The sequence below is a fragment of the Paenibacillus xylanexedens genome, from assembly GCF_007676705.1.
Classification (GTDB): Bacteria; Bacillota; Bacilli; order Paenibacillales; family Paenibacillaceae; genus Paenibacillus; species Paenibacillus xylanexedens_C.
Window position 1 is genome coordinate 1,779,263 of record NZ_VEBF01000001.1, and the last position, 19,637, is coordinate 1,798,899.

Below are 19,637 nucleotides of genomic sequence, written 5' to 3' on the forward strand. Positions count from 1 at the left end.
AGGCGCACACTCCGCTTCTTCAGGTTATTTCTGTTCTCTCCGTTTTCGTGTAAATGTTAGTTCAATTTATATAGTTATTCTTTAGCAGCTTTAAGTGCAGTGGGTCGCTGTTCCAGTTGTTGCATGGTACTGGCGGGCTCCGACATTTTGGTCGTTCGCATGGTGTAGTACACCAGCATTCGCGGCATATCGTTTTCCGTCTCCCAACGCAGCTCAGTTGCGCGGTAGAGTGTGCCCTCTACTTCGATTGTCTCTAGCGCTTCGAAGAGCTCGTCCGCTAAGGTCACTGGGATATTGTCTGCTTCGAGCCAACGGATTTCAAAGGTGTGAGATTGTACGAAGCGATCGCTGCGTTCCCGGGTAAGTTGGGCAGACAGCAGGCGGTATGTGAGGCCTTTGGCGTCTGGGGTGGAGCTTGTGTTGCCAGTTGCAGGGTAGATCGGACTGTTAGGGAAGTGCTTTGTGAGCGTGCTCACAATTGCTGTGGTTAGATGATTTGCGGTCATGGTTCACCTCCTATTAATAGAAAAACAGAGTATAACGATTGTAAATAAACATACCAATAAGTATTTATTGATAAGTATAATTCAAGGATATAGATGCAGACATCACCTGATACTTATCACCTGTATAACCAGCTAATGTTTTATTAAAAATTGTTACAACTTCTATCGGGCCTTCAGTATTAAAATCAACACTTGTACTACTTGGTATATAAGAATGAATCACATTACTCGAATTATCATACCTTGGATAATACCTTAGGGAATTAACATTAACCTTCCCTGGCGATATTGCAAGAATGTTGGCATTCACAAAACACCAGCTAGGATTCCCCAAAAACATACTAGATGCAGAAGCAAGAGTAATTGTTCTTCCATCAGAATCTCTTAAAACAATATAAGCTGAAGAATAACCTCCCGATACACCACCCCCATCACTTCTTACTGAAGTAGCAGTATCACTAGATGATCTTAAATATAGTGTTGTTTTAAACCCAGGAATTATCCCGATTACTACTTTAGTAGTTTCTGTAGTTGAGGGAGTAGATCCAACTATAGACGGACCATTTATCCAAGCGGTAGAGCCTCCCTTGAAAATCTGTTTGATCTTACTAGATAAAACAGAAAACGTATCACTGCCTGATGCTTCTACTCCTTTGTCAGTAATGGCGGCAGCAATACTTGCTTTCCCGTTACTGACAGATGACTTTAAATCTGAAAGGGTCGTAGCCCCATTCTTATCCCTAAAAACCAATTCACCACCATATTCGTTCGCGATTGTGAAATCGATCCCACCGGGAGTGCCGAATCCCAGGTAACCCTTTCTACCTGCGTTCGCCCCAGCAGGCAAAAAACCTTGATAAACATGGGTTGACCCAACGAGGTGTAATACCCCCGCATCACCTGCTATAGATCCTCCAGACCTTGGCAGACTCGCATTCTTGGCATTCGTCTCGGCCGCAACCCTCGCATCATTTACCGCCTTCTCCGTCGCCGCCACCGTCTCGGACGTTCCATCCGTCTTGCTCGACAACTGCACCTTCCCTTTCTGCGTCAAAGACGCATCGGGAATATCCATCTTGCTCACCGCTTCACGAAGCGCATCCAAATCCGCCTGCGTCGCAACACCTGCATCAATCTTCTCAAAAATCCCGTTAATACTCTCCCTGGTTACATTCTCGTTGCCCAAGGGAAGAGGCAATTTCAGTCGATCTGTTTCCTGTGGCATTACGCCCACACCTCCAGTTCATTCCACGTCAACGACGCAGCGTCCAGTTCATCCCATGTTTTCTGTTTCTTGTCCAAATCATCCCACACCAGATAGCGATACTCATACTCTACGGCCATGTGGGCCGGTTTCAGTTCTTCAATCGCCCGTTTGAGATCATCGATATTGGGCGGGATGCCCATCGTATCCACAAAGCTCACCGTAAAACTCCACGCTTCCGGCTGAAAAGTTACATCCACTTTACCCCCGGCATACGCCTCAGCCACGTTTGCAACCAACCTGCCGGAGAATTTCCCGGCACCACGTAGCTTCGATTCCACCACGGCACGCCGCTGCTCCACAGGTTTGAGACGATCCGTCTCAATGCCAAGCTCCTGTTCCCAGAAGTCAAGCCCCCACGTCGCTGTACGGACAAAAAACTGCTCCAACGTCTCATCCAGCGCCTGGTACAGCAGATCCATCTCGGTGCCCTTAGCCTGCATATCGGCCTGCATGACGCGCGAAGTCTCATAATACCTTGGCAAATACGAGAACAACTCCCGCCCTTTCTCACTCGTCAGTCCAACATCTACAATAGAAGGAGCACTCATGCCCTGTCCCCTCCCTTCCTTTCACATCAACATGGAGCGTCTCGCTCACCAGATCCAACCCGGATCGGCGTACTTCTCCCAATCTTCCTTGGTCTCCGTACTCCCAAACTACTTCCTCATCCACCATCTGCCCAACACTACTCATACACTTCCACCGTCCCCAGCACGGCGACCTGACTCGCGGTCATCTCGATATTCTGGTCGCTCACACCGTTCACGGTAAGCTCCGAATAGTCGATAATGGGCGGAATGTCCAACAGGATCGCGGCAATACGGGTGTAACGCACGAGCGGATCGGCAAAAGCAAGCTGTTTCAAATACGCGGTCACCCCGCGTTCGATCAATGCTCGTACATCGGCCAACGTCGCATCACTTGCCAACGTCAGCTTCACCTGAATGTTCATCGGTACTTCCTCCGCTGGCATCACAGACACCACTGGGCCCGCCGGAGCAACACCTTCACCCTGTCCATCCTGCGTTGGATCAACATACTTCTGCACCGCCGCCACCAGATCGGTGCCCGCAGCACGTTTGTCCGTGTCCAGCAGATACAATCCCACCGTGCCCGGACCCTGCCACAACGGAATAACACGCGTTGCACCAACACCGGGCACCTCACTCGCCCACTGCACATATTGCGACTTGTTGCCACTGGTTCCTTGGTTGCGGACTTTGGCATAAAAGCGTTCCAGCAGCGCCGTATCGGACTCAATATCTGCACCGCCTTTGATCACATCAATGTTCGTGACAGAAGTTACGCCACTTACAGGTGTAGACAGCACAGTTACCGTGCCCGCAGGCACATTGCTCTCTTTTCCGGCAACAAGCGCTCGCACGCCTACCATCCCGGTACCATCTGCATCCAGTTCCACACGCCCCACCGTCTCATATTCGAGCGAAGCTTCGGCAGATACTTCATCCGCAAGCGTAGCCACGACCGTTCCAGCAGGTACCACTTTACCCGGCGCACCTACGAACCTCACCGCACCTTGTGCCGCCACCGCAGCTCGCCGCGTGATGCCGTGCTCCCCTGCCCGCAGATCCAGCTCTTCCGAACGAAAATTCGGATCACTGCTCGCAGCCGTACTTGCAAACCCTCGCCGAAGTAATTCCTGCGCCCACAATGCCGCCTCAGACAGCATAAATGCAACTGGAGCCTCCGCATCCCACAGAAACGAACCCTCCGACTTATCCAGATCCGCGGGCAGACGATCCAGCAACCGCTGCATAATCTGTTCCTCCGTCTGGTCCTCCAAATAACGCGGAATCTCAGCCATCCCGTCAGATCACCTCACTTTCCAGAATAAACATCTCTTCCTGCACACTCGCCACACGGCATGAGAACATGCACTGCTCCCGATTCCAATCAAACGTAAACTGGTCTACCGAATCCGTCCGTGGAGCAGCCAGCAACGTCTCCGTCACCATCCGGGTAATTTCACTTTCCATCACACCTCGGCTATCACCCTGCCCCACCAGATCTTCCAGTTCCGAACCATAGTTCCGAGAATAGATCACATGTCTGTAACGTGGCGTTTTCACGGCCTTAATGCACCACTGCACCCAAGCTTCATGCCCACCAGCCGCAGCAACTTTACCACTTGGGGTCATTACAAAATCCCCAGCATCGTAATCGAATCGCCAGCTCCGCCCAAAGCTTACCTCTTCCGAAGCCGCCCCAGACAGATCCTCCTCATCTCCCCATACCACACCCGTTTCCGGGAACAAACTAGGCATGCGCACTCACCACCTTACACAGCACCACAATGTCATTACCGCCATTCACACGCATCGCCAGTACGCGATCTCCCGCTTTTAGTCCCTTACCAAGAGACCACACCGCTTCTTCCACTTCCTCTTCTTGCAAAAGAAACCGTCCCGTTCCCGTCGTTCCGCCGTTTGCCACGTCAGGTATACCGGAAATCGCGCCAGCAGCCTCGCGCTCCGGCAGTCCAAGTGTGCCCGGCAACTCGGCCACGAGATAATCCTGCACTTCGTGCTTGAAATCATCCAGCTTCACACCGGATGAGGTCATCGTACCCAGTACTGCTCCCAGACCGCTCACGGCCTGACGGGAATGTGTACTCATCGCACCCCGCATGACGTCGGCAAAATGCCCATATGGATCATCTTTATTCAAGGTAATACCTCCTTTTCACCATCTCAGCCGTCCCCAGTTCCAACGTCATCGTTCCAGGTCCGGCAGACAGATCACGGCTTACCGACATGACGATTAGCTTCAGTCCTTTTAACAAAACTGCATCCCCAGCGCGAATCGTATTCACATCTGGTGCGGATATCGTAAAGGTCTCCTGAATACCCGTCAGATGACTTTTCGCCAGTTTTTTCGCGGCGGTTGTCGATTTAACCTGATCATCTTCAATCAGCTTTTGCAATGTGCCCAGTTCTTCCACACCATTCTGCTCAATCGCGAGCACTTTGGAAGGAACTTCTTTGCCACTCGTAGACTCCGACGCTGCCATCACTTTAACTTTGGTAACCGCCCCTTCAAGCGTACGCATCTGAGTCAGATCAATCAGTCGATCCAGCTCATACACCTTCGCATTACTTCCGACCTGGAAAAGCTGCAACCCGCCGGGTGTCATCCGTGGATGGTACATGTCCCCGCCGGACTTCGCCGTTTCCTTCAGATCGGCAAACATCATCGAAAAGATCGTCTGTGACCGATAGACGGCTTTTCCCAGTTTTGTCTTGGTATCCGGCAGCGTGGCGTATGGAATCTTCCACTCTTTGGCGTAGGTTTTAAGTCGCTGCGTAGCGGTCTGATCCTTCGGCAGCAGGAACTCGTCCTCTGATTTTTCCAGATAAATCATCCGGTCGTACACCGTGAGGGACAGCCGCTTGGTGCCGCTGTTCGAGCTTTCTACCTCCCAGATGACCGCAGGATGTAACAAGTGAACCATGGATTTTTCGCCAAAAGGAACCCCGCTAATCCGCACTGCCATGCCCGGTGAGATCGAAGGCAGACCGGAAGATGCAGACACCGCCAGCCGGATGTTCGCCTGATAGGCAATCTGGTCGAGCGAATCCTTCAGCGTAATCGTCTCCACCAGCTTGGTGATGTCATATTTGTCGTCGACAATGACCTTGTAGGTCATGGCATCACCAGCTTTTGTCCGGGTTTGATCCGGTTCGGATCACTGCCGATGATCTTTGCGTTGAGCTTGTAGATCTCGTTCCATTTGGAACTACTGCCCAGCTCCAGCTTTGCTATTTTGGACAGGGAGTCGCCAGATTTGACGGTGTAGGTCTTGCTGCTCTTTTTCAAATCCGTACGCGAACCTGACTTGCTCCCGGATGCCGCAGAGCCCACCTTCTCCACCTTGGAATCCCGCCATGTGCGCAGGGTAATGTCGAAGTAAATATCTCCTGTCTCCCCCCCACGAAAGCTGGAATTAAGCGAAACAATAAAAACAGGCACGTTCACGCCCGTCCCTGAAATGATGAAACGCAGTGGCTTTTTGGAGATCAGAAACGTGTTCAGGACATTCATCGCCACACGCGGATCAGGCAAATCTTCGTACATGCAATAGAAGGCATCATACTCTTTGGGGAAAAAAGAAGAGAAGGTGATCTCCTTCACCTTCTCCCCTTGCGCAAAATCAAACTCGCCATGCTCCAGCATATTAATCGTTTCATACCCTTTGGACCTAGAAATACTCACCTCTTCCGGGTTCACCGGGAATTGAAATGAAGTGCCGCCATCCTTCAGCGTAAATGTCATTTTGTTAGGACCTACTTCATCTTTAAGTACAGACATACACGGCCTCCTTTCTGCTTAGGCCATAATCGTTTTTCGGTTTTCCATCGCACGGCGGAACTCGCCCGTAATCCGTTGTCCGACCTGCTTGGTGAAAGCATCGTAATCAATCGCATTTTCGCGCACAGTCACCTGCACCGCACCTGGTGGAATATTTATTGCAATCTGATTGGTAGTTTCGGTTTTGAAATCCTTCAAGTATCCGGACAGACTGCTCATCTGTTCTTCGGATATTTGTACCGTCATTGTAGACGACTTTCCATTCGTCTGCGCACCGTTACCAAGTGCCATTGCTTGGTTCTGCATCATGCTTGTTCCCGTGAATCCAGCAGAGGTAGGCTGGCCGACCTTGCTGTTCATATATGCGGCTGGGCCTGTCATGGTCAGTGCCGGTGGCATATAGGCAGGTGCCATCTGCGGGCCTGTTGCAACTGGAGACGGTGCAGTCACCGTTGCTGCCGAGACCGTCTTCTCTTCTTTTTTGGAACCAAATCCAAAGAAGCTGGATATACCATCGGTGATATTTTTTGTTTTCTCAGAGACGTAATCCGCTGCACCCGACAATGCATCACCTACACCTTCGGTAGCACTAGACATAAAGTTTCCAATATCCTTCGCTTTGTCTCCAATCCAACCGCCTGCTTCACTTCCGGCCCAACCACCTACTGCACCACCTACCCATGTCCCGATGCCAGGCAAAAGAACGCTACCGATGGCGCTACCAATCGCAGTACCTGCTGTGCCGCCAATCATCGAACCCACAGCTCGGCCACGTTCTTCCGGAGGTGCTGTCGCTACATTCGCCACATCAGCAAGCATGCTGATGGGTCCGAGCAACCTTTTGGCTCCTTTGGCAAAGCCACCACTTAAATTATCCATCAATCCATTACCAGCCAGCATGTCGGTTAAAGATCCCAATCCACCATCCGCAAATCCTAAACGACCGCTTCCTCGTATTCTTCTTCCTCCTCCCCTATTACGGTTGCGATCGGGCGGAGGAGTTGGAGTATCAGGTACAGGATTGGGTACTGGAGATGGGCCTCGATTCGAACGGTTACTTGACCTTCTACCACTTCGATAATTTCGTCTGCCACGATCTGAGCCACCGCCATCTGCATTCGGTGAACGCACTCTGCGGTTTTTGCCCATCTTTCCACCTGTGCAACAGCAGCATTTGGATGCTGGACTTCTGGTTGGATCAGATGCAGGACTTTCTTCTTTTTTCTTTTTAAATTTATTAAAAATATCTACTACATTAAAGGCTGCATCCTTCAAATCATTGAATGCTTGAACTCCTGCAAGGATGTTTTCCCACCATTTTTTTGGTTCTTCTTCCTTCGCATTGTTAGTAATGTTTTTGTTGTTCTGGATCATGACAGCCATAGTAGGACCCGAAGCTCCTCCTTTGCCCATCTCCACTTCGATCTTCTGTCGAACCTCAAGGGATACTGTTCCCGAAGCCGTAACCATCTGGTCCCTGAATCTATTCAGTTTAACCCATGCGCGATCCAGTGCCGGACTCAGCTTATCAATCAACCCAATCGTCGGTGTAATTCGCAGCCTGCTTATTCGCACAGCCATACTATAAATATGCTCCAACCTGCGTCCAGTCGTTCTCAGTTCATTGTTCACCTTGATCAGACTCTGATAACGAACTCTGCCCAGACGTTCGGTTGAGCGTTGGATCTGATCCAGGTATCGAAGGGTTGTCCGCATTTCCGCATTGGATTTGGACAAACCTACAATCATTTCTGCCATTTTTTCACCTCCTGCCCTATTTTGTTATCGATTCATTTGCGAAGTTATCGCTGACATTTCCTCTTCCGAGAACGCAATTAACAGCGAGCGCTCCCCGCGTGGCAAAGACCAGAACTCTCCGGGCCGGAGATGATGACGCACCCACATGTGATACAGGAACGTGGTCATCCCGCCGGAGTGAATCAGTTTTTTAGGTCTTCAATCTCCACACCGAAGCCGGACAACTCCAGCACTTTATCACCTACGGCATCCAACTCACCAGCAAGCAGCATGCGGCGAACCGCCTGTTCCCCACCGGACAACTTCATACGACCGGTAATACGGGTGTCCCCCCAGCCAGACAATTCCAGGCTGCGGACTTTCAATTTCACCGTTGCTTCAGAAATGAGCAGCGCGTTAAACGTTTCGGTATCCACCTTTTCCTCGGTGCGGCCTTTGGTCGTTTTTCTAATCGTACAGCGTTCGCGAATGTGATCCACTTTGGAGGACGTCAATCCACGCAAGGTCAACAGCAGATCCAGACGCTGAATGCGTACATTCTCCTCTGGCAAACGTTCTGCTGCTTCAAACAACTGATCCAAAATCTGTTCTTCGGACATATTTTCATTCATACTCATCGGGCGTTATCTCCTTCTTATTTCACAAATGGGTTTATCTATGCCAGCTTCCAAGCCTGTAGAGACAACAAAGAGACCGAGATCATCTCGGCCCGCATTGGTGTCCATATTATACGAAGTAACTATGCAATCACGCTTGAGCAAACCAGCTCAATAACGTGCCTATTCAAAAGCTTAGTTCGCCACAATCGGATTCAGCAATTCAAATCCTTCAAACGTAAAGCCCGTTTCCTCCGGTACTTCCTCACCCGCTGTCCAGTTGGCAAGCTGGATTTTGTCCACCATGCAACCTCTCAGCAATACACTCTCATGTCCATACGATTCAGGGTCGTTCAGCTTGGAAATAATCTCGAATTTGGTGAAGCCGCGCTGGATCATATCCGAAGTGACTTTGTAGCCGGTCATCGTGCCTGTTCCTTTTTTCGCGCCATTTTTGTGCACTTTCCAGTCGTTACCGACCAGATTCAGCTCACGTTTTTCAATCTCCACACTCGCTTCCAACTTGTTAATGTTCGTCTGCCACACACCATCGATATGCAGCTGACCATGGGTACCGAGAATTACTCTTGACGCATCCAACATATATTTTCCTCCTTGGGTTCGTTGAACTAATAAATATTACACGGTATAACTCCGCAGTCAGAACAATCTTCCGATCGCTGTTATCGTGTAAACCATCAGTTCAACGTATAGTAATTATTTTAGAAAAACAGTTCTTTCCTTCCACACAACCTTATTGCACGTAAAATGTACCAAACAACTGCTCCATCACATCGGTCAGCTTCACATTCCATTGCAGGAATACCTGATCTGCTTCCGGTTTGAGAACTGGTGCCGCGCCGTAATACGCCGGGTCAAGAATGACATCATAACCGTCTGCTTCAATCACATTGCTCTGTGCGAGCAATGCCAAATAGGCCTTCATGGCACTAATCAGTGCCTGACGACCCTCTTCAGTATTGTTCACTTTACCGATATACGTATCTTCCGCGGAGCGCTGTAAATCCGTGTTGATCGCGTCCAATACACGAATGGAACGGATTTTTTTCCACGCATTATTCTGTCCAGCGGCCGGAGTTACCAGTGTGTTTACACCGCGAAGTGCCTTCACCTGACGTCCATCGTGGAAGAAAATAAATACGCCATTCTGTACTGCCTGCTCCTGTTCTGCCCGCGTCCAGCGACGTGTCACGTCATCGAACGGAGTAGCTGCATAGGTTGTAGATAGGTTCAGGCGTTGTCCGGCGATCAGACCTGCAACATAGGCGGATGTTTCCGCCGAGCTGTAGAATGCATCCCCAAGGCGCACGCCTGTACCGACATTAATCACACCTTCATGGTTGAGCGTAAGCGAACGTGCTGCCGCTTTTTGTGCTGCTGTAGCAGAGGTATCATCCGCTGTGGAACCGCCAAATACAGCCACCACCGGTTTGCCTTCACTACGCACACGTTTCACCCATGCCGCAAAACTCGCAAGCAGAGGCGCATCAGCCGCCTGATCCAAAGCCAAGACGTCGAATTGCTCCCCTTCCAGCGCACCCTGTACTGCAATGTACTCTGCATTGGTCAGGTCATCGTTGCCACTTACGCCGCCTTTGAATGCCGCACCCGCAACGGTAGCAACCACGCCAGTACCATCGCCAATCGCCTGCGCCGTTACCCAGACATTTTGTTCATCCGCGTTAATCTCTTTTGCCAGAGAAGCTGCTGTAATATCCGCTGTCAGGAGCGCATACAACATGCGGTTACCTTCAAAAAGGCGCACTTCATGCTTCGTATTATCAATCACACCCGGCTGGATGGTAACGTAGAATCCATTCGCACGATCCCCCGGATACTTCGCATCCAGTTGCAGCACATTGGCGTCACTTCCGTCCTTCAAGGTAAGCGTGGCTGTTTTGGCCGCAGCACTTGCTACCCGATAAGCGAGCAGCTTCTTCGGTCCACCCAACAGGGCGAGTTTCAAGGACGTATAGGCCGTGCCGTTATCCAGCACATTCGCCGCATAGATACGTTCAATAGCCGTCTCGCTCCCTACCTCAACAAAAGTCCCTACCGGACCCCAGTTGGCCTTAATTGGCACAACGACCGTTCCCCGTGTTCCGGCCTGAATGGCCGAAGATGCTGCCGCCTGAAAATTCATATATAAGCCCGGAAGGACCGGACGATTCGTTTGCTCCCAAGTTCCGCCTGCCATTATCCCTTCACCTTCGCTTTCATAAATTGGTTAATTCGTTCCTGCGTTTCTTCAATGGAAAACGTCTCTTGCGCCGCTTCGTACAGCGCACCGTACAGCACCTCTGCCTTAACGGCGAAGAGGGCTTCTGCATGATTCATCAGTTCTGCCCGTGTATACCGCGGGGCTGTCTGTTTGCTTTTTTTCACTGAGCTTGCCATTGCCATCTCACCTCATTGTTGGACTACTGATTTCTTGAAACGATGATCTTATCGCTATGATTTCCTAGCTACCGAGCTATGAGCTACAAGCTTGAAGCAAAATTTTTAAATTCAATCTTGGAATTTGATCCTTAATCTTGACCTATGAATTTGAAGCTATAGTGTTGAATCTACATCCATCATTTCAAAGCTATAATCTGGAACCACCCTTATATAGAAAGTTCCTCTCGACTAACGTTTACTCCATGCCCTTGCTATGATGAATCTCTCGAATCAAAGGTACATTCGTACCCGGACGACGAATTCGCTGTTGCAACGTCAGGCGAATCTGACCATTCAGATACGCATCCGTCTGTAGATCTGCGGTGACTTCATCCACCGTTACATAGCGTGTTTTACCTTCGTGCTCTTCGCTCCCCATTTCAGTTACGGCAATACGAGCTTGCACCGCAAGTTGCTCGATCAACCGATTAACCGTATGGCGTGTTAGCACTGGATAATCGGTGAGCACATGCCCAATCCACTGTTGTCGAACCTCCAATGCCGAAGTCCCTGCCACAGACGTGCTGCATCCGGCCAATCGCCATAACACAGACGGCTTTTTGTACCCACCAGGCCAGACATCCCCATACACCGACCAATTCGAGCCAAGTTCCTGCTGTGTCCAGCCTTGAAGCGCAGCTAGCCATCCATCTCCCGTTTCAGCGAGAGAATCTCCAGAGCCTTCGGGAACATACACCCCAAACCGCAGACTCCGCGTAACCATGCCAGACCCGGAATCCACCCGATCACTATCTGAAGAACCCAGATAGATACATGTGAATGCCCCACCTGCTTCATCCACCAGCCTTACCTGGTGCAACCCTTCGATTAGATCAGCTGACCAAGCTTCTACCTTTTCAGCGCACCCATCTTCCGGACGAGCGTATGGTGAGATTTTAATGATCCGTCGATATCCTGCCCAGGCAGACTTCGGCACCTCTTCGGCAAACGCAACGACTGCACAAGGCCCGGCTAACACTTCGCCTGACGCAGGTACATCCAGCACACGACCGTCCCAATCTGGAACAAGTACAGCGAGCTTTTGTTTCAGCGTTTTTTTAATGAGCGTACTCAATGTACTGGTGCTCATGGCAGTGCTAATCTCATTTCTCATAGACACATTCATTTCGCCCCCTTTGGCTGCAAGCTTAATATCTGCCCACACCGTGCAGCGACAATGCAGCAGCTGTAGACTCCCCCTTTTACTCAGCGTCTGAATGACTACCGAACCCTTGCAGGGACTACTTCACCGCATCAAAAAGACCGGCCTCTTGGCCGGTCTGTACATTAGCGTATGTGCTTTCGGTGCGTCCCTTGCTATTGATCCGATAATACAATCTTACACCCTTTCATCCCTAGCGCGGATGGTGTTCCGTACGACTTCGGTGCGATTAAGGGAGTCGTTGGGGTGGAAAAAAGACGATTCTGGAATCATCCTTTTAAAGGATACCTAAGTAAGCATTAAGATCAAGATCAACAAATTGATAAATTTATCCAAATATATTAATATTTCATTATCAAATTCGTTGTCGCTTACTTAAAAGAGAGAGGAATACCTATGAGTAAAACTTTCAAGATCACTTCACTTGTCGTCTTATCATTTATACTCGGAATATCCTGCTGGGCCTACTTCGGACTGCTTGGTAATCCACTTAAGATAAATGATGCTGAACAACAGGTAACCACTTACCTGATTGAACAGAAAGGTTACTCACCCGAACAGCTTATCGAAGTAAAAGGTACCTACTCTTCAAAAAGCTCTGAAGCACCTTACGGTGCCTCAGTAACATTCGCGGATGAACTGGAAGCGAAGTATCAATACATCATTTTTAACAATGGAGAGATTAAGCAGTACAGTCATACCAGTGATCACCCTAAACATGAGGAGCCCATGGTGAGATAGCAGTTTAGTTCAAAGTAACCTTCGGGTTCAACGTAATCTCAAACGCACGGCCCCAGATGAAATCGGGATTCGCATATTCCAGCAGCGCACTGTCATACGTCCCATAAGACAATTCGCCATCACAGATCTGCTTGATCGCTACATTGCCTGTCTGGAAAGCTGTCTTATTTGCAAGCGCCGTGGTATAAGTCTGCATCAAATCACGCAGCAATGTTTGCAAATGGGCATAGTCTTCCTCAGAGTTGAACAGCAACATATTCTGATCCGAAAGGGTAGCCACGTTGGTATAGAGCGCATGGGCTCGGGAATATGTGCGGATCTCAGCAATCGCTACCGCTTTGTAGTAGTAATCCTTCAGGAAACGCTTAAACAACAACGAGCCATGCGCGTTCATCGCATCTTGCAACTTATGCTCATGCTTCTCTGTTGTGATCAACGCGTACCTGGACTGCCCCATACCTACAGCAATACCGATCTTGTTGCCCGGCGTATTCCAGGCACTATAACCCAGAACCCGTCCGGTATATGGACTATTTAGCAACGCTTCAGCAACATCAACATTGGCTGGTCCTTTACCCACAAAATCAATCAATACCGAAGGCAGACCTTGTTCCCCATTCAGCGTCAATTGCTCCAACGCAGCCTGCACCTGATCCAAAGCCGTAATGGCAATAATCTCAATGTCGATGCCCGTGTTCTCCCCGGAATTACCCGGGTGACCCTTCGTCATACGATCCAGTTCGGAGGCCATGTCAAACGGGACAACTTGATCGGCTGCTACAGCCACTAGCTGTTCATTTTCCAAGCCATCACTCGCATCCATCACTACCTCCGGTTCAGGATATGCCGAATCCGCTACAAGCACACCACCTACAATATCCACATGACGAACCACATTCTCGTGTACATCCATGTATTCATACGTGTTAATGATGGAATTGCCGTGAGGACCAAAATATTTCACTGCGTAACGTGTCCTCGCCCCGCCTCGGAACAACTGGTTAGCCATGCGAGCAACCAAAGCGTGCCCCAGACCATCTGCATCCGGCAAGATGATAGCACGATCCGGATTTTGTCCATTGGTTCCACCCAACCATTCATTGATCCGCGCTTCTACATATTTGATTTCATTGATCTGAACACCCTGCGTGTTGGCATCGTCGACTCCAACTGCGAGGAAATCGATATAACCTGTGCGAGCCAGCTGATCCAGAATGTACAGATTTGTTTTGAATTTATGTTGTCTTGTGTTGTAATACTGTTCTTTATTAAAATAGGTCGTTGTTCCATATTCCACCCCATCCGGAGACAGGTTATACCCTTGAATAATATCCTCAAACTCGGTGTACGTCTGACGTGGCTGCTGCATTAACGCACGGGACTCATTATATGCATCGAGCGCCAAACCATCTGCGAATGAGGTCGTGGCAAGACGCATAATCGTATCCATCACGTACACGGGTTTACGTGGATATTTCTGCTTGATCACCCGGATCACATCCAGCAAACGAGTAGTCTCATCATCGTATTCCGGATAGGCGCCTCCTCCATCTTCGCGGAGCTGACGACTGCCAATCAGACCGCCATAGGCGAGCATATCGGATGAAATAATAAATCCATCGACTTTGGCAGCATGTTTCAGAATAAAATCATGAATGTTGGACGGTTTACCATACACCGACGTGGAGGTGCCGAGCAGCGTTGTGCCATCTACGGTTTTCTCCGAGTCCAGACGATTCTTAATATCACTCAGGTTCGGTGTAACGATATGGATACCGGCTGCTTTCCCTTGCACAATCACATCATCCAGATTCGCTGGACGATCATCCAGTGGAACATACAATACTGTTTTCATATCACGTAGCCTCCTGTTATCTATATAAGTTGAACTACAGAATATTTACACTTGCCACTTCGATGACAGAACAACCTTCCGATCGCTGTTATCCCCGGATTTTCTTGATCCACTTATATAAAGGTAGAAATCCGTGGATAAAGGCGCAGTGTATGCTTCCGAAGTAGCTTTCTTGTAGAAAGCTTTTAGCTCCGCTTCTTCAGGTTATTTCTGTCCTCTTCGTTCTCGTGTAAATCGTTAGTTCAACTTATATATCTAGTCTTTAATACCCGATCAGGGCAAGGAGGCAATCACCGAATTAAAAAACCGGCCCCATGGCCGGTCCGTACTTTAGCGTATGAGCTGTCGGTGTGTCTTCCTTGCTGCTGATCCGATAATACCATTTTACCGCCTTTTCCCACTCGCGCTGACGGTAATCCGTACGGATAAAGTCTATTTGCTGACGCCTTCACAGCGGTTAAAAGTCGGTTTCTTGCGAGAAACTCCTCCGGATAATCCAACCAAACCATTCCTGATGATGTTTATATGATATAAGCAGCTTTTCCAATCCTATGTACAATAAAGGATGGGTATGATCATGAATAAAAGGCATTTCTTCTATCTTTGGATTGCTATGACCAGTTATATGGCGGGTCCCGCTATGTATGCTTTAACAATGTACATCTTATATCAGGAAACAGATGTTGTAACGACATCACTCATTGGATGGACCGCAGCAACATTCTTATCCGTTGGCATCCTGTTTATCCTGATCACAGTCATCATGCTTCGAGTGTTAAACATCTATTATTTCTGGCTGCAAACCCTGCTCTTCGAGCTGCTTTTCCTTGCGCTCGTCTATATGACCACTGTTCTTCTTGGGGCTGGCAACACAGGACTGCCCAAGCTATCCTTTCCATTTACACCCGATGGCGTTTCCTTATGGATGTTCTGGGGGAGTATTGCACTTATGAGTTCCTGGGGAATATGGGCAGCGCGTCAGCCTATACGAAAATCACCATACATGCTGGTGTCCAGAGTCATTTTGATCCTGTTTATCCTTGAAATTTGGCCCCGTTAAAAAGATGCAGGCTGCCCACGATTCGGTAGACCAGAATAATGCCAAAAAGGGATGTCCTCCGTCAAACTCATGACTGACGGACACCCCTTCTGAAATGTATGTTTTATCTCACGCGATGATATAACGAAATTTCTCCCATGTTTCCGGTACAGGCTCCCCGTTCTTCGCATGATGATAGAAGCTGAACGGGAATTTGAATACATGACCTCCGTACCAGTCACGGGAACGTCTATCGGTGAGCCAGTATTCCAGTTCATGGGGAAGCGCCACCGACCTTTCCGCTCGTGCTAGTGGCAGCAGATCTACAGGGGATTGCAGTGTTGGCATCTTCTGTTCGCTGTCCACATCTCGGCTTAAGCGTAGCGCCTTCACCATAGTAAGGAAAGGCGGAATGCCTTTATGGAATAATGCCGGATAACCCAATTCATATAATATGTTAAGCGCATGTCCGTAAGTCAGCATATGACCGATTAGATCATGATGTGCTTCCGCGTGATAGATGGTCTGGAACGCACCGAGCTCATCCAGAATCAAGCGTGACAACTGCGTTGGATCTTCGATCTCAGGGAAACCATCGCTCTTTTCCGGCTTCAGACTGCGAATTTCTTTCACGGTTGTATTCATCCAGGATCTCCCCGGGATGGTTCGATCGAACGAATCGATCAGTTCAACCAGTCGGCCAATGTCTTCCGCCGTACCCCATCCATCCAATTCGCGAATAGCTTTCAGGCTGATTGCCCCGTAGATGGCCTGATGTCCAACCCAGTGCAGCTCTCCAATGGTTCGATGCAATGCGTCCGTAATACGCGCTTCGGCATCTTCCATGGGCATCATCTCACCTATCGGAGAGGTCTGACCAGGGCTCAATCCATGCTGGCGAAGCATGGCTTTTGCTTCGGCGGTAACACTGCCGGCGGCAAGGGCAGTGAGACGATTTTCCCGTACCCAAAAATATGCCGCAATCGCACCCGCCCCATAATGGGCGTGCCACAGATCTCCTGTACGTTCCCGACTGGAAACAATAATCGCAAGTCCTTCTTCCAACAAGCGTCGATCCAAGCTTGCCACCACCCTTCATCATATGTAAGCCCATCAGAGAAACTATATAAGTTGAACAAAGATTATTTACACTGACACTACGATGACAGAACAACCTTCATGTAAATTTAGTTCAACTTATATATCCTAATTTATAAATAAAGCGTTTACTTCTATAACATGACGGAAATGCTCCACATATGCCCGTTTTGCCCCGGAATGCAAAGTTTAGCCCATTCGAAGCCTGCCCACGTCACGAATGGACACCTCCAGCGGATAGATCTGTGCTTTTTGCGTAGAGAAAAACCACGTCCGTTCCTTCTTGACCACAATAAACAGACCATGCACATCCCCAACAGGGGCAAAGGTATCACTAACCTCACCCCAGCGCTCAAGTCCAATCTGCTGAAGCTCGTTCACCGTAGACATAACATCATCCGTCACCAGGCCAATCTCACACACCTGTAATATATCTTTAGTGGAGAAGTCATGGTCACTCTCGTTCTGAATACGATGATGAGCAATCAGCTCGATAATATTGCCTGCCGGATCTTCGAAATAGACAGAATGAGAGTCCCAATTAGCTGAGTACGTCTCATCCCGATCGTCTTCCCTACTTAAAACAACACGTGATACAGCCCACTGCTTCGCTTCCTTGAACCGATTTGTCGGAATCAACCAGGCCACATGATAGAAGGGCTCATGATCTGTTTCGCACTGCTTGAAAATTATCTTTGTGCTTCCAACCTGCAGGTTGAAGCCCTGATCCGTCTCACTGGACACCTCCATTCCCAACGTATCGCAATAAAAATGCTTGAGGCCCTCCAGCCGTGCTGTATATAACTGTAATTCTTCGATCATCATACGGTCTTCTCCTGCATCTCCTCCCACTGACTCCATGGCACCATACCAAGCTCAGGCTTCGCTTCATCCGGGAGCATGGCGATGAATTCAAGCAAATGACCATCTGGATCGTTAAAATATACAGATACCGCAGGCATCCAGCCGAAGACGTACAGTTCACCGATATCATCATCCAGGAAGTTCTGTGTCTTGATCCCTTTGTTCTCCAAGTGAGCCACCGCATGTTTCATATCCTCCAGAGATACATGAAAAGCAAAGTGCTGACGTTTCACCTCGGAAGGTTCCTTTTGCCACAATCCCAGCATGGCATTGCCTTTTCCACCAATCCAGTAGAAGGAGTTTCCACGTTCTTTCTGCCCGTAGGCATGAGGTAAACCCAGGACCGTTTCATAGAAATGATGAGATCTCTCCAGATCCGTCACGTTTAGATGTGTTTCAAATATGCCTGTAATCATAATGCTCAACCTCTTTTCCTTTTCCCATTTTCATCTTCCTCCGTTCTCAACTCATGGTTGAATTCCGCGCATTCGTTAACGTCTGGGCCAGATTCAAAAACGATCCAACGACCCGCTGCACCCGATCCTCTATATCCTGACTGCCTTCGTACTCTTCGTATCCGTCAAATGTCGCTTCGAATCGTCTGCGTTGTGCACCACCAATGGAAATCCACTCTTGGGCATTGATACCATGCAGATTGCGAACAATCGCTTGCAGTTGTAAAAGCGAACTTACTCCCACCGCTCCACCAGAGGAGCTGATGGACAGGACGGGCTTGCCACTGAAATGAGCCTGGCTCAGGTGATCCAGTGCATTTTTGAGCACACCGCTAATACTCCCATGGTACTCTGGTGTAGACAGGATGATGGCATCTGCCGCGAGCATACGTGTATTCAGGTCTGCCAGATGTTCATGGTCTGCTTGTTTCTCATCTGGTGCGTAAAATGGAAGGGGCGTCTGATACAGATCAAACAGGCTGGCCTGGTGTCCCTGTCCCCGAATAATTTCCACAGCATACTCTCCCAAACGTGTACTGGTTGCATTGTTCCGATTACTGCCTGCCAAAATGACGATATTCATCAAAGTCACTCTCCTTGTTTTTAATACTTCAAACTCTCATGTTCCAACCGATCTGTTATTTCTACTCTTATCTTACCTTTCTTCCTCTGCTAATTCGTCAGCAGATAGACTTAACTTGAAATACCAAAAAACTCAACCTTTAGGTTGAGTTTATACGACTTAAGGTTGAAAATATGTCGAAATTGCTCAGACGACCCAGCCGTTTCTTACCGCATGAAGAGCTGCTTGCGTCCGATCCGCCAGACCCAGTTTGTCCAGCAGATGACTGACATGGGTTTTGACCGTTTTTTCTGTGATCACCAATTGAACCGCAATTTCCTTGTTGCTCAGCCCTTGAGCAATCAGTCCCAAGACCTCTTGTTCACGACGAGTGAGCATATCCGGACCACCAAAGGACGTTTCAGTTGATTTTCCAGCCTGCTTTGGCTCCTGATGTTGACTGTCTACTGATCGATCTGTCGGTATATGCTGTGGTTGCTGTTCATTAATGGACCAATCGGATGAAGCCATCACATGCATCAATTGCCCTGCCGCCGCAGGATGGAGTTCCACCTGACCCGCATGCACATTGCGAATGGCTACGGCCAGATCCTCCGGTTCAATATCCTTGAGCAGATACCCTTTCACTCCTGCACGAACAGCGGGAACCACATGATCCTGATCGGAAAACGATGTGAGCACAATGATTCGCGTTTCTGGCATTAACGTACGCATATGTCTGGCTGTTTCGATTCCGTCCATGACAGGCATATGCAGATCCATTAATACCACGTTGGGTTTTAACGCTTCCGCCTGCTCCAGTGCTTCCTGCCCGTTCGAGGCTTCTCCAACAACCTTCATGTCTTGCTGCGTTTTCAAAAAAACGTGCAGCCCTCGTCTCACCATCGCATGATCATCTGCGAGCAAAATGGTAATCGGCATCTC

Annotated in this window: 24 protein-coding genes; 3 read left to right on the plus strand and 21 right to left on the minus strand. The window is 49.1% G+C overall.

The annotated features are described in order from the left end of the window. Nucleotides 1-74 precede the first annotated feature (74 nt). From FS628_RS33100 to FS628_RS08150, 15 genes are all read right to left on the minus strand, one after another. Nucleotides 75-506: a phage tail terminator family protein gene (locus tag FS628_RS33100; RefSeq protein WP_186327742.1), complete on the minus strand. Its 432-nt coding sequence runs from the start codon at nucleotides 504-506 to the stop codon at nucleotides 75-77. A gap of 64 nt (nucleotides 507-570) precedes the next feature. After that, nucleotides 571-1,731: a tail fiber protein gene (locus FS628_RS08090; RefSeq protein WP_145320652.1), complete on the minus strand. Its 1,161-nt coding sequence runs from the start codon at nucleotides 1,729-1,731 to the stop codon at nucleotides 571-573. Further along, on the minus strand, nucleotides 1,731-2,321 hold the full coding sequence (locus FS628_RS08095) for a YmfQ family protein (protein ID WP_047841942.1): 591 nt from the start codon (nucleotides 2,319-2,321) through the stop codon (nucleotides 1,731-1,733). Before FS628_RS08095 ends, FS628_RS08090 begins: the two co-directional genes overlap by 1 nt. A gap of 137 nt (nucleotides 2,322-2,458) precedes the next feature. Next, a complete protein-coding gene (locus tag FS628_RS08100) occupies nucleotides 2,459-3,598 on the minus strand; it encodes a baseplate J/gp47 family protein (RefSeq protein WP_145320654.1) in 1,140 nt (379 codons plus the stop codon). 4 nt (nucleotides 3,599-3,602) lie between these two features. Beyond that, the gene (locus FS628_RS08105; RefSeq protein ID WP_145320656.1) at nucleotides 3,603-4,058 is read right to left on the minus strand and encodes a DUF2634 domain-containing protein; all 456 of its coding nucleotides are present in this window, start codon (nucleotides 4,056-4,058) and stop codon (nucleotides 3,603-3,605) included. Continuing rightward, complete coding sequence (locus tag FS628_RS08110) at nucleotides 4,051-4,461, minus strand: hypothetical protein (RefSeq protein ID WP_145320658.1); 411 nt, start codon at nucleotides 4,459-4,461, stop codon at nucleotides 4,051-4,053. The genes FS628_RS08105 and FS628_RS08110 overlap by 8 nt, the downstream gene beginning before the upstream one ends. Then, complete coding sequence (locus FS628_RS08115) at nucleotides 4,454-5,440, minus strand: XkdQ/YqbQ family protein (RefSeq protein WP_145320660.1); 987 nt, start codon at nucleotides 5,438-5,440, stop codon at nucleotides 4,454-4,456. Before FS628_RS08115 ends, FS628_RS08110 begins: the two co-directional genes overlap by 8 nt. Beyond that, the gene (locus FS628_RS08120) at nucleotides 5,437-6,066 is read right to left on the minus strand and encodes a LysM peptidoglycan-binding domain-containing protein (protein WP_145321471.1); all 630 of its coding nucleotides are present in this window, start codon (nucleotides 6,064-6,066) and stop codon (nucleotides 5,437-5,439) included. Before FS628_RS08120 ends, FS628_RS08115 begins: the two co-directional genes overlap by 4 nt. A 54-nt stretch (nucleotides 6,067-6,120) precedes the next feature. Continuing rightward, nucleotides 6,121-7,860: a hypothetical protein gene (locus FS628_RS08125; protein ID WP_145320662.1), complete on the minus strand. Its 1,740-nt coding sequence runs from the start codon at nucleotides 7,858-7,860 to the stop codon at nucleotides 6,121-6,123. Nucleotides 7,861-7,884: 24 nt separating this feature from the next. Next, complete coding sequence (locus tag FS628_RS32585) at nucleotides 7,885-8,007, minus strand: hypothetical protein (RefSeq protein WP_255319811.1); 123 nt, start codon at nucleotides 8,005-8,007, stop codon at nucleotides 7,885-7,887. Between the two features lie 35 nt (nucleotides 8,008-8,042). After that, on the minus strand, nucleotides 8,043-8,477 hold the full coding sequence (locus FS628_RS08130) for a phage tail assembly chaperone (protein WP_017690174.1): 435 nt from the start codon (nucleotides 8,475-8,477) through the stop codon (nucleotides 8,043-8,045). A gap of 174 nt (nucleotides 8,478-8,651) precedes the next feature. Further along, complete coding sequence (locus FS628_RS08135; protein ID WP_036611426.1) at nucleotides 8,652-9,059, minus strand: phage tail tube protein; 408 nt, start codon at nucleotides 9,057-9,059, stop codon at nucleotides 8,652-8,654. A 151-nt stretch (nucleotides 9,060-9,210) separates the two neighbouring features. After that, the gene (locus FS628_RS08140) at nucleotides 9,211-10,674 is read right to left on the minus strand and encodes a phage tail sheath subtilisin-like domain-containing protein (RefSeq protein WP_145320664.1); all 1,464 of its coding nucleotides are present in this window, start codon (nucleotides 10,672-10,674) and stop codon (nucleotides 9,211-9,213) included. Continuing rightward, on the minus strand, nucleotides 10,674-10,874 hold the full coding sequence (locus tag FS628_RS08145) for a hypothetical protein (protein ID WP_017690177.1): 201 nt from the start codon (nucleotides 10,872-10,874) through the stop codon (nucleotides 10,674-10,676). Before FS628_RS08145 ends, FS628_RS08140 begins: the two co-directional genes overlap by 1 nt. 238 nt (nucleotides 10,875-11,112) lie before the next feature. Beyond that, on the minus strand, nucleotides 11,113-12,030 hold the full coding sequence (locus tag FS628_RS08150; RefSeq protein WP_222125199.1) for a hypothetical protein: 918 nt from the start codon (nucleotides 12,028-12,030) through the stop codon (nucleotides 11,113-11,115). Between the two features lie 444 nt (nucleotides 12,031-12,474). Here FS628_RS08150 and FS628_RS08155 point away from each other — a divergent pair, with 444 nt between their 5' ends. Further along, nucleotides 12,475-12,819, plus strand: a complete 345-nt coding sequence (locus FS628_RS08155) for a DUF3139 domain-containing protein (RefSeq protein ID WP_145320668.1) — start codon at nucleotides 12,475-12,477, stop codon at nucleotides 12,817-12,819. Between the two features lie 4 nt (nucleotides 12,820-12,823). On the opposite strand, the gene FS628_RS08160 is transcribed toward FS628_RS08155, so the two are convergent. Then, on the minus strand, nucleotides 12,824-14,674 hold the full coding sequence (locus FS628_RS08160; protein WP_145320670.1) for a DUF4127 family protein: 1,851 nt from the start codon (nucleotides 14,672-14,674) through the stop codon (nucleotides 12,824-12,826). 337 nt (nucleotides 14,675-15,011) lie between these two features. On the opposite strand from FS628_RS08160, the gene FS628_RS31950 reads away from it, so the two are divergent. Further along, the gene (locus FS628_RS31950) at nucleotides 15,012-15,203 is read left to right on the plus strand and encodes a hypothetical protein (RefSeq protein WP_222125200.1); all 192 of its coding nucleotides are present in this window, start codon (nucleotides 15,012-15,014) and stop codon (nucleotides 15,201-15,203) included. A gap of 48 nt (nucleotides 15,204-15,251) precedes the next feature. Next, on the plus strand, nucleotides 15,252-15,734 hold the full coding sequence (locus FS628_RS08165; RefSeq protein WP_145320672.1) for a hypothetical protein: 483 nt from the start codon (nucleotides 15,252-15,254) through the stop codon (nucleotides 15,732-15,734). A 108-nt stretch (nucleotides 15,735-15,842) separates the two neighbouring features. On the opposite strand, the gene FS628_RS08170 is transcribed toward FS628_RS08165, so the two are convergent. The 5 genes from FS628_RS08170 to FS628_RS08190 all read right to left on the minus strand — a co-directional run bounded on the left by FS628_RS08170 (nucleotide 15,843) and on the right by FS628_RS08190 (nucleotide 19,634). Then, a complete protein-coding gene (locus tag FS628_RS08170; RefSeq protein ID WP_440131252.1) occupies nucleotides 15,843-16,802 on the minus strand; it encodes a hypothetical protein in 960 nt (319 codons plus the stop codon). Nucleotides 16,803-17,000: 198 nt separating this feature from the next. Beyond that, entirely contained in the window at nucleotides 17,001-17,636 is a 636-nt protein-coding gene (locus FS628_RS08175) for a VOC family protein (protein ID WP_145320676.1), read from the minus strand. Further along, nucleotides 17,633-18,091, minus strand: coding sequence for a VOC family protein (locus FS628_RS08180; RefSeq protein WP_145320678.1), 459 nt, complete (start codon nucleotides 18,089-18,091; stop codon nucleotides 17,633-17,635). Before FS628_RS08180 ends, FS628_RS08175 begins: the two co-directional genes overlap by 4 nt. A gap of 46 nt (nucleotides 18,092-18,137) precedes the next feature. Then, the gene (locus FS628_RS08185) at nucleotides 18,138-18,713 is read right to left on the minus strand and encodes an NADPH-dependent FMN reductase (RefSeq protein ID WP_145320680.1); all 576 of its coding nucleotides are present in this window, start codon (nucleotides 18,711-18,713) and stop codon (nucleotides 18,138-18,140) included. Between the two features lie 186 nt (nucleotides 18,714-18,899). Then, on the minus strand, nucleotides 18,900-19,634 hold the full coding sequence (locus tag FS628_RS08190; RefSeq protein WP_145320682.1) for a response regulator: 735 nt from the start codon (nucleotides 19,632-19,634) through the stop codon (nucleotides 18,900-18,902). Between the last annotated feature and the right edge of the window lie 3 nt (nucleotides 19,635-19,637).

What these genes read in the sequence shown, in the direction of transcription:
- FS628_RS08125 (WP_145320662.1), bottom strand. Translation starts at nt 7,860, where the DNA reads ATGGCAGAAATGATTGTAGGTTTGTCCAAATCCAATGCGGAAATGCGG.
- FS628_RS08095 (WP_047841942.1), bottom strand. Translation starts at nt 2,321, where the DNA reads ATGAGTGCTCCTTCTATTGTAGATGTTGGACTGACGAGTGAGAAAGGG.
- FS628_RS08155 (WP_145320668.1), top strand. Translation starts at nt 12,475, where the DNA reads ATGAGTAAAACTTTCAAGATCACTTCACTTGTCGTCTTATCATTTATA.
- FS628_RS08185 (WP_145320680.1), bottom strand. Translation starts at nt 18,713, where the DNA reads ATGAATATCGTCATTTTGGCAGGCAGTAATCGGAACAATGCAACCAGT.
- FS628_RS08150 (WP_222125199.1), bottom strand. Translation starts at nt 12,030, where the DNA reads ATGAGAAATGAGATTAGCACTGCCATGAGCACCAGTACATTGAGTACG.
- FS628_RS08090 (WP_145320652.1), bottom strand. Translation starts at nt 1,731, where the DNA reads ATGCCACAGGAAACAGATCGACTGAAATTGCCTCTTCCCTTGGGCAAC.
- FS628_RS08165 (WP_145320672.1), top strand. Translation starts at nt 15,252, where the DNA reads ATGAATAAAAGGCATTTCTTCTATCTTTGGATTGCTATGACCAGTTAT.
- FS628_RS08160 (WP_145320670.1), bottom strand. Translation starts at nt 14,674, where the DNA reads ATGAAAACAGTATTGTATGTTCCACTGGATGATCGTCCAGCGAATCTG.
- FS628_RS32585 (WP_255319811.1), bottom strand. Translation starts at nt 8,007, where the DNA reads ATGTGGGTGCGTCATCATCTCCGGCCCGGAGAGTTCTGGTCTTTGCCA.
- FS628_RS31950 (WP_222125200.1), top strand. Translation starts at nt 15,012, where the DNA reads ATGAGCTGTCGGTGTGTCTTCCTTGCTGCTGATCCGATAATACCATTT.
- FS628_RS08190 (WP_145320682.1), bottom strand. Translation starts at nt 19,634, where the DNA reads ATGCCGATTACCATTTTGCTCGCAGATGATCATGCGATGGTGAGACGA.
- FS628_RS08145 (WP_017690177.1), bottom strand. Translation starts at nt 10,874, where the DNA reads ATGGCAAGCTCAGTGAAAAAAAGCAAACAGACAGCCCCGCGGTATACA.
- FS628_RS08105 (WP_145320656.1), bottom strand. Translation starts at nt 4,058, where the DNA reads ATGCCTAGTTTGTTCCCGGAAACGGGTGTGGTATGGGGAGATGAGGAG.
- FS628_RS08130 (WP_017690174.1), bottom strand. Translation starts at nt 8,477, where the DNA reads ATGAGTATGAATGAAAATATGTCCGAAGAACAGATTTTGGATCAGTTG.
- FS628_RS08140 (WP_145320664.1), bottom strand. Translation starts at nt 10,674, where the DNA reads ATGGCAGGCGGAACTTGGGAGCAAACGAATCGTCCGGTCCTTCCGGGC.
- FS628_RS33100 (WP_186327742.1), bottom strand. Translation starts at nt 506, where the DNA reads ATGACCGCAAATCATCTAACCACAGCAATTGTGAGCACGCTCACAAAG.
- FS628_RS08120 (WP_145321471.1), bottom strand. Translation starts at nt 6,066, where the DNA reads ATGACATTTACGCTGAAGGATGGCGGCACTTCATTTCAATTCCCGGTG.
- FS628_RS08175 (WP_145320676.1), bottom strand. Translation starts at nt 17,636, where the DNA reads ATGATGATCGAAGAATTACAGTTATATACAGCACGGCTGGAGGGCCTC.
- FS628_RS08115 (WP_145320660.1), bottom strand. Translation starts at nt 5,440, where the DNA reads ATGACCTACAAGGTCATTGTCGACGACAAATATGACATCACCAAGCTG.
- FS628_RS08135 (WP_036611426.1), bottom strand. Translation starts at nt 9,059, where the DNA reads ATGTTGGATGCGTCAAGAGTAATTCTCGGTACCCATGGTCAGCTGCAT.
- FS628_RS08180 (WP_145320678.1), bottom strand. Translation starts at nt 18,091, where the DNA reads ATGATTACAGGCATATTTGAAACACATCTAAACGTGACGGATCTGGAG.
- FS628_RS08100 (WP_145320654.1), bottom strand. Translation starts at nt 3,598, where the DNA reads ATGGCTGAGATTCCGCGTTATTTGGAGGACCAGACGGAGGAACAGATT.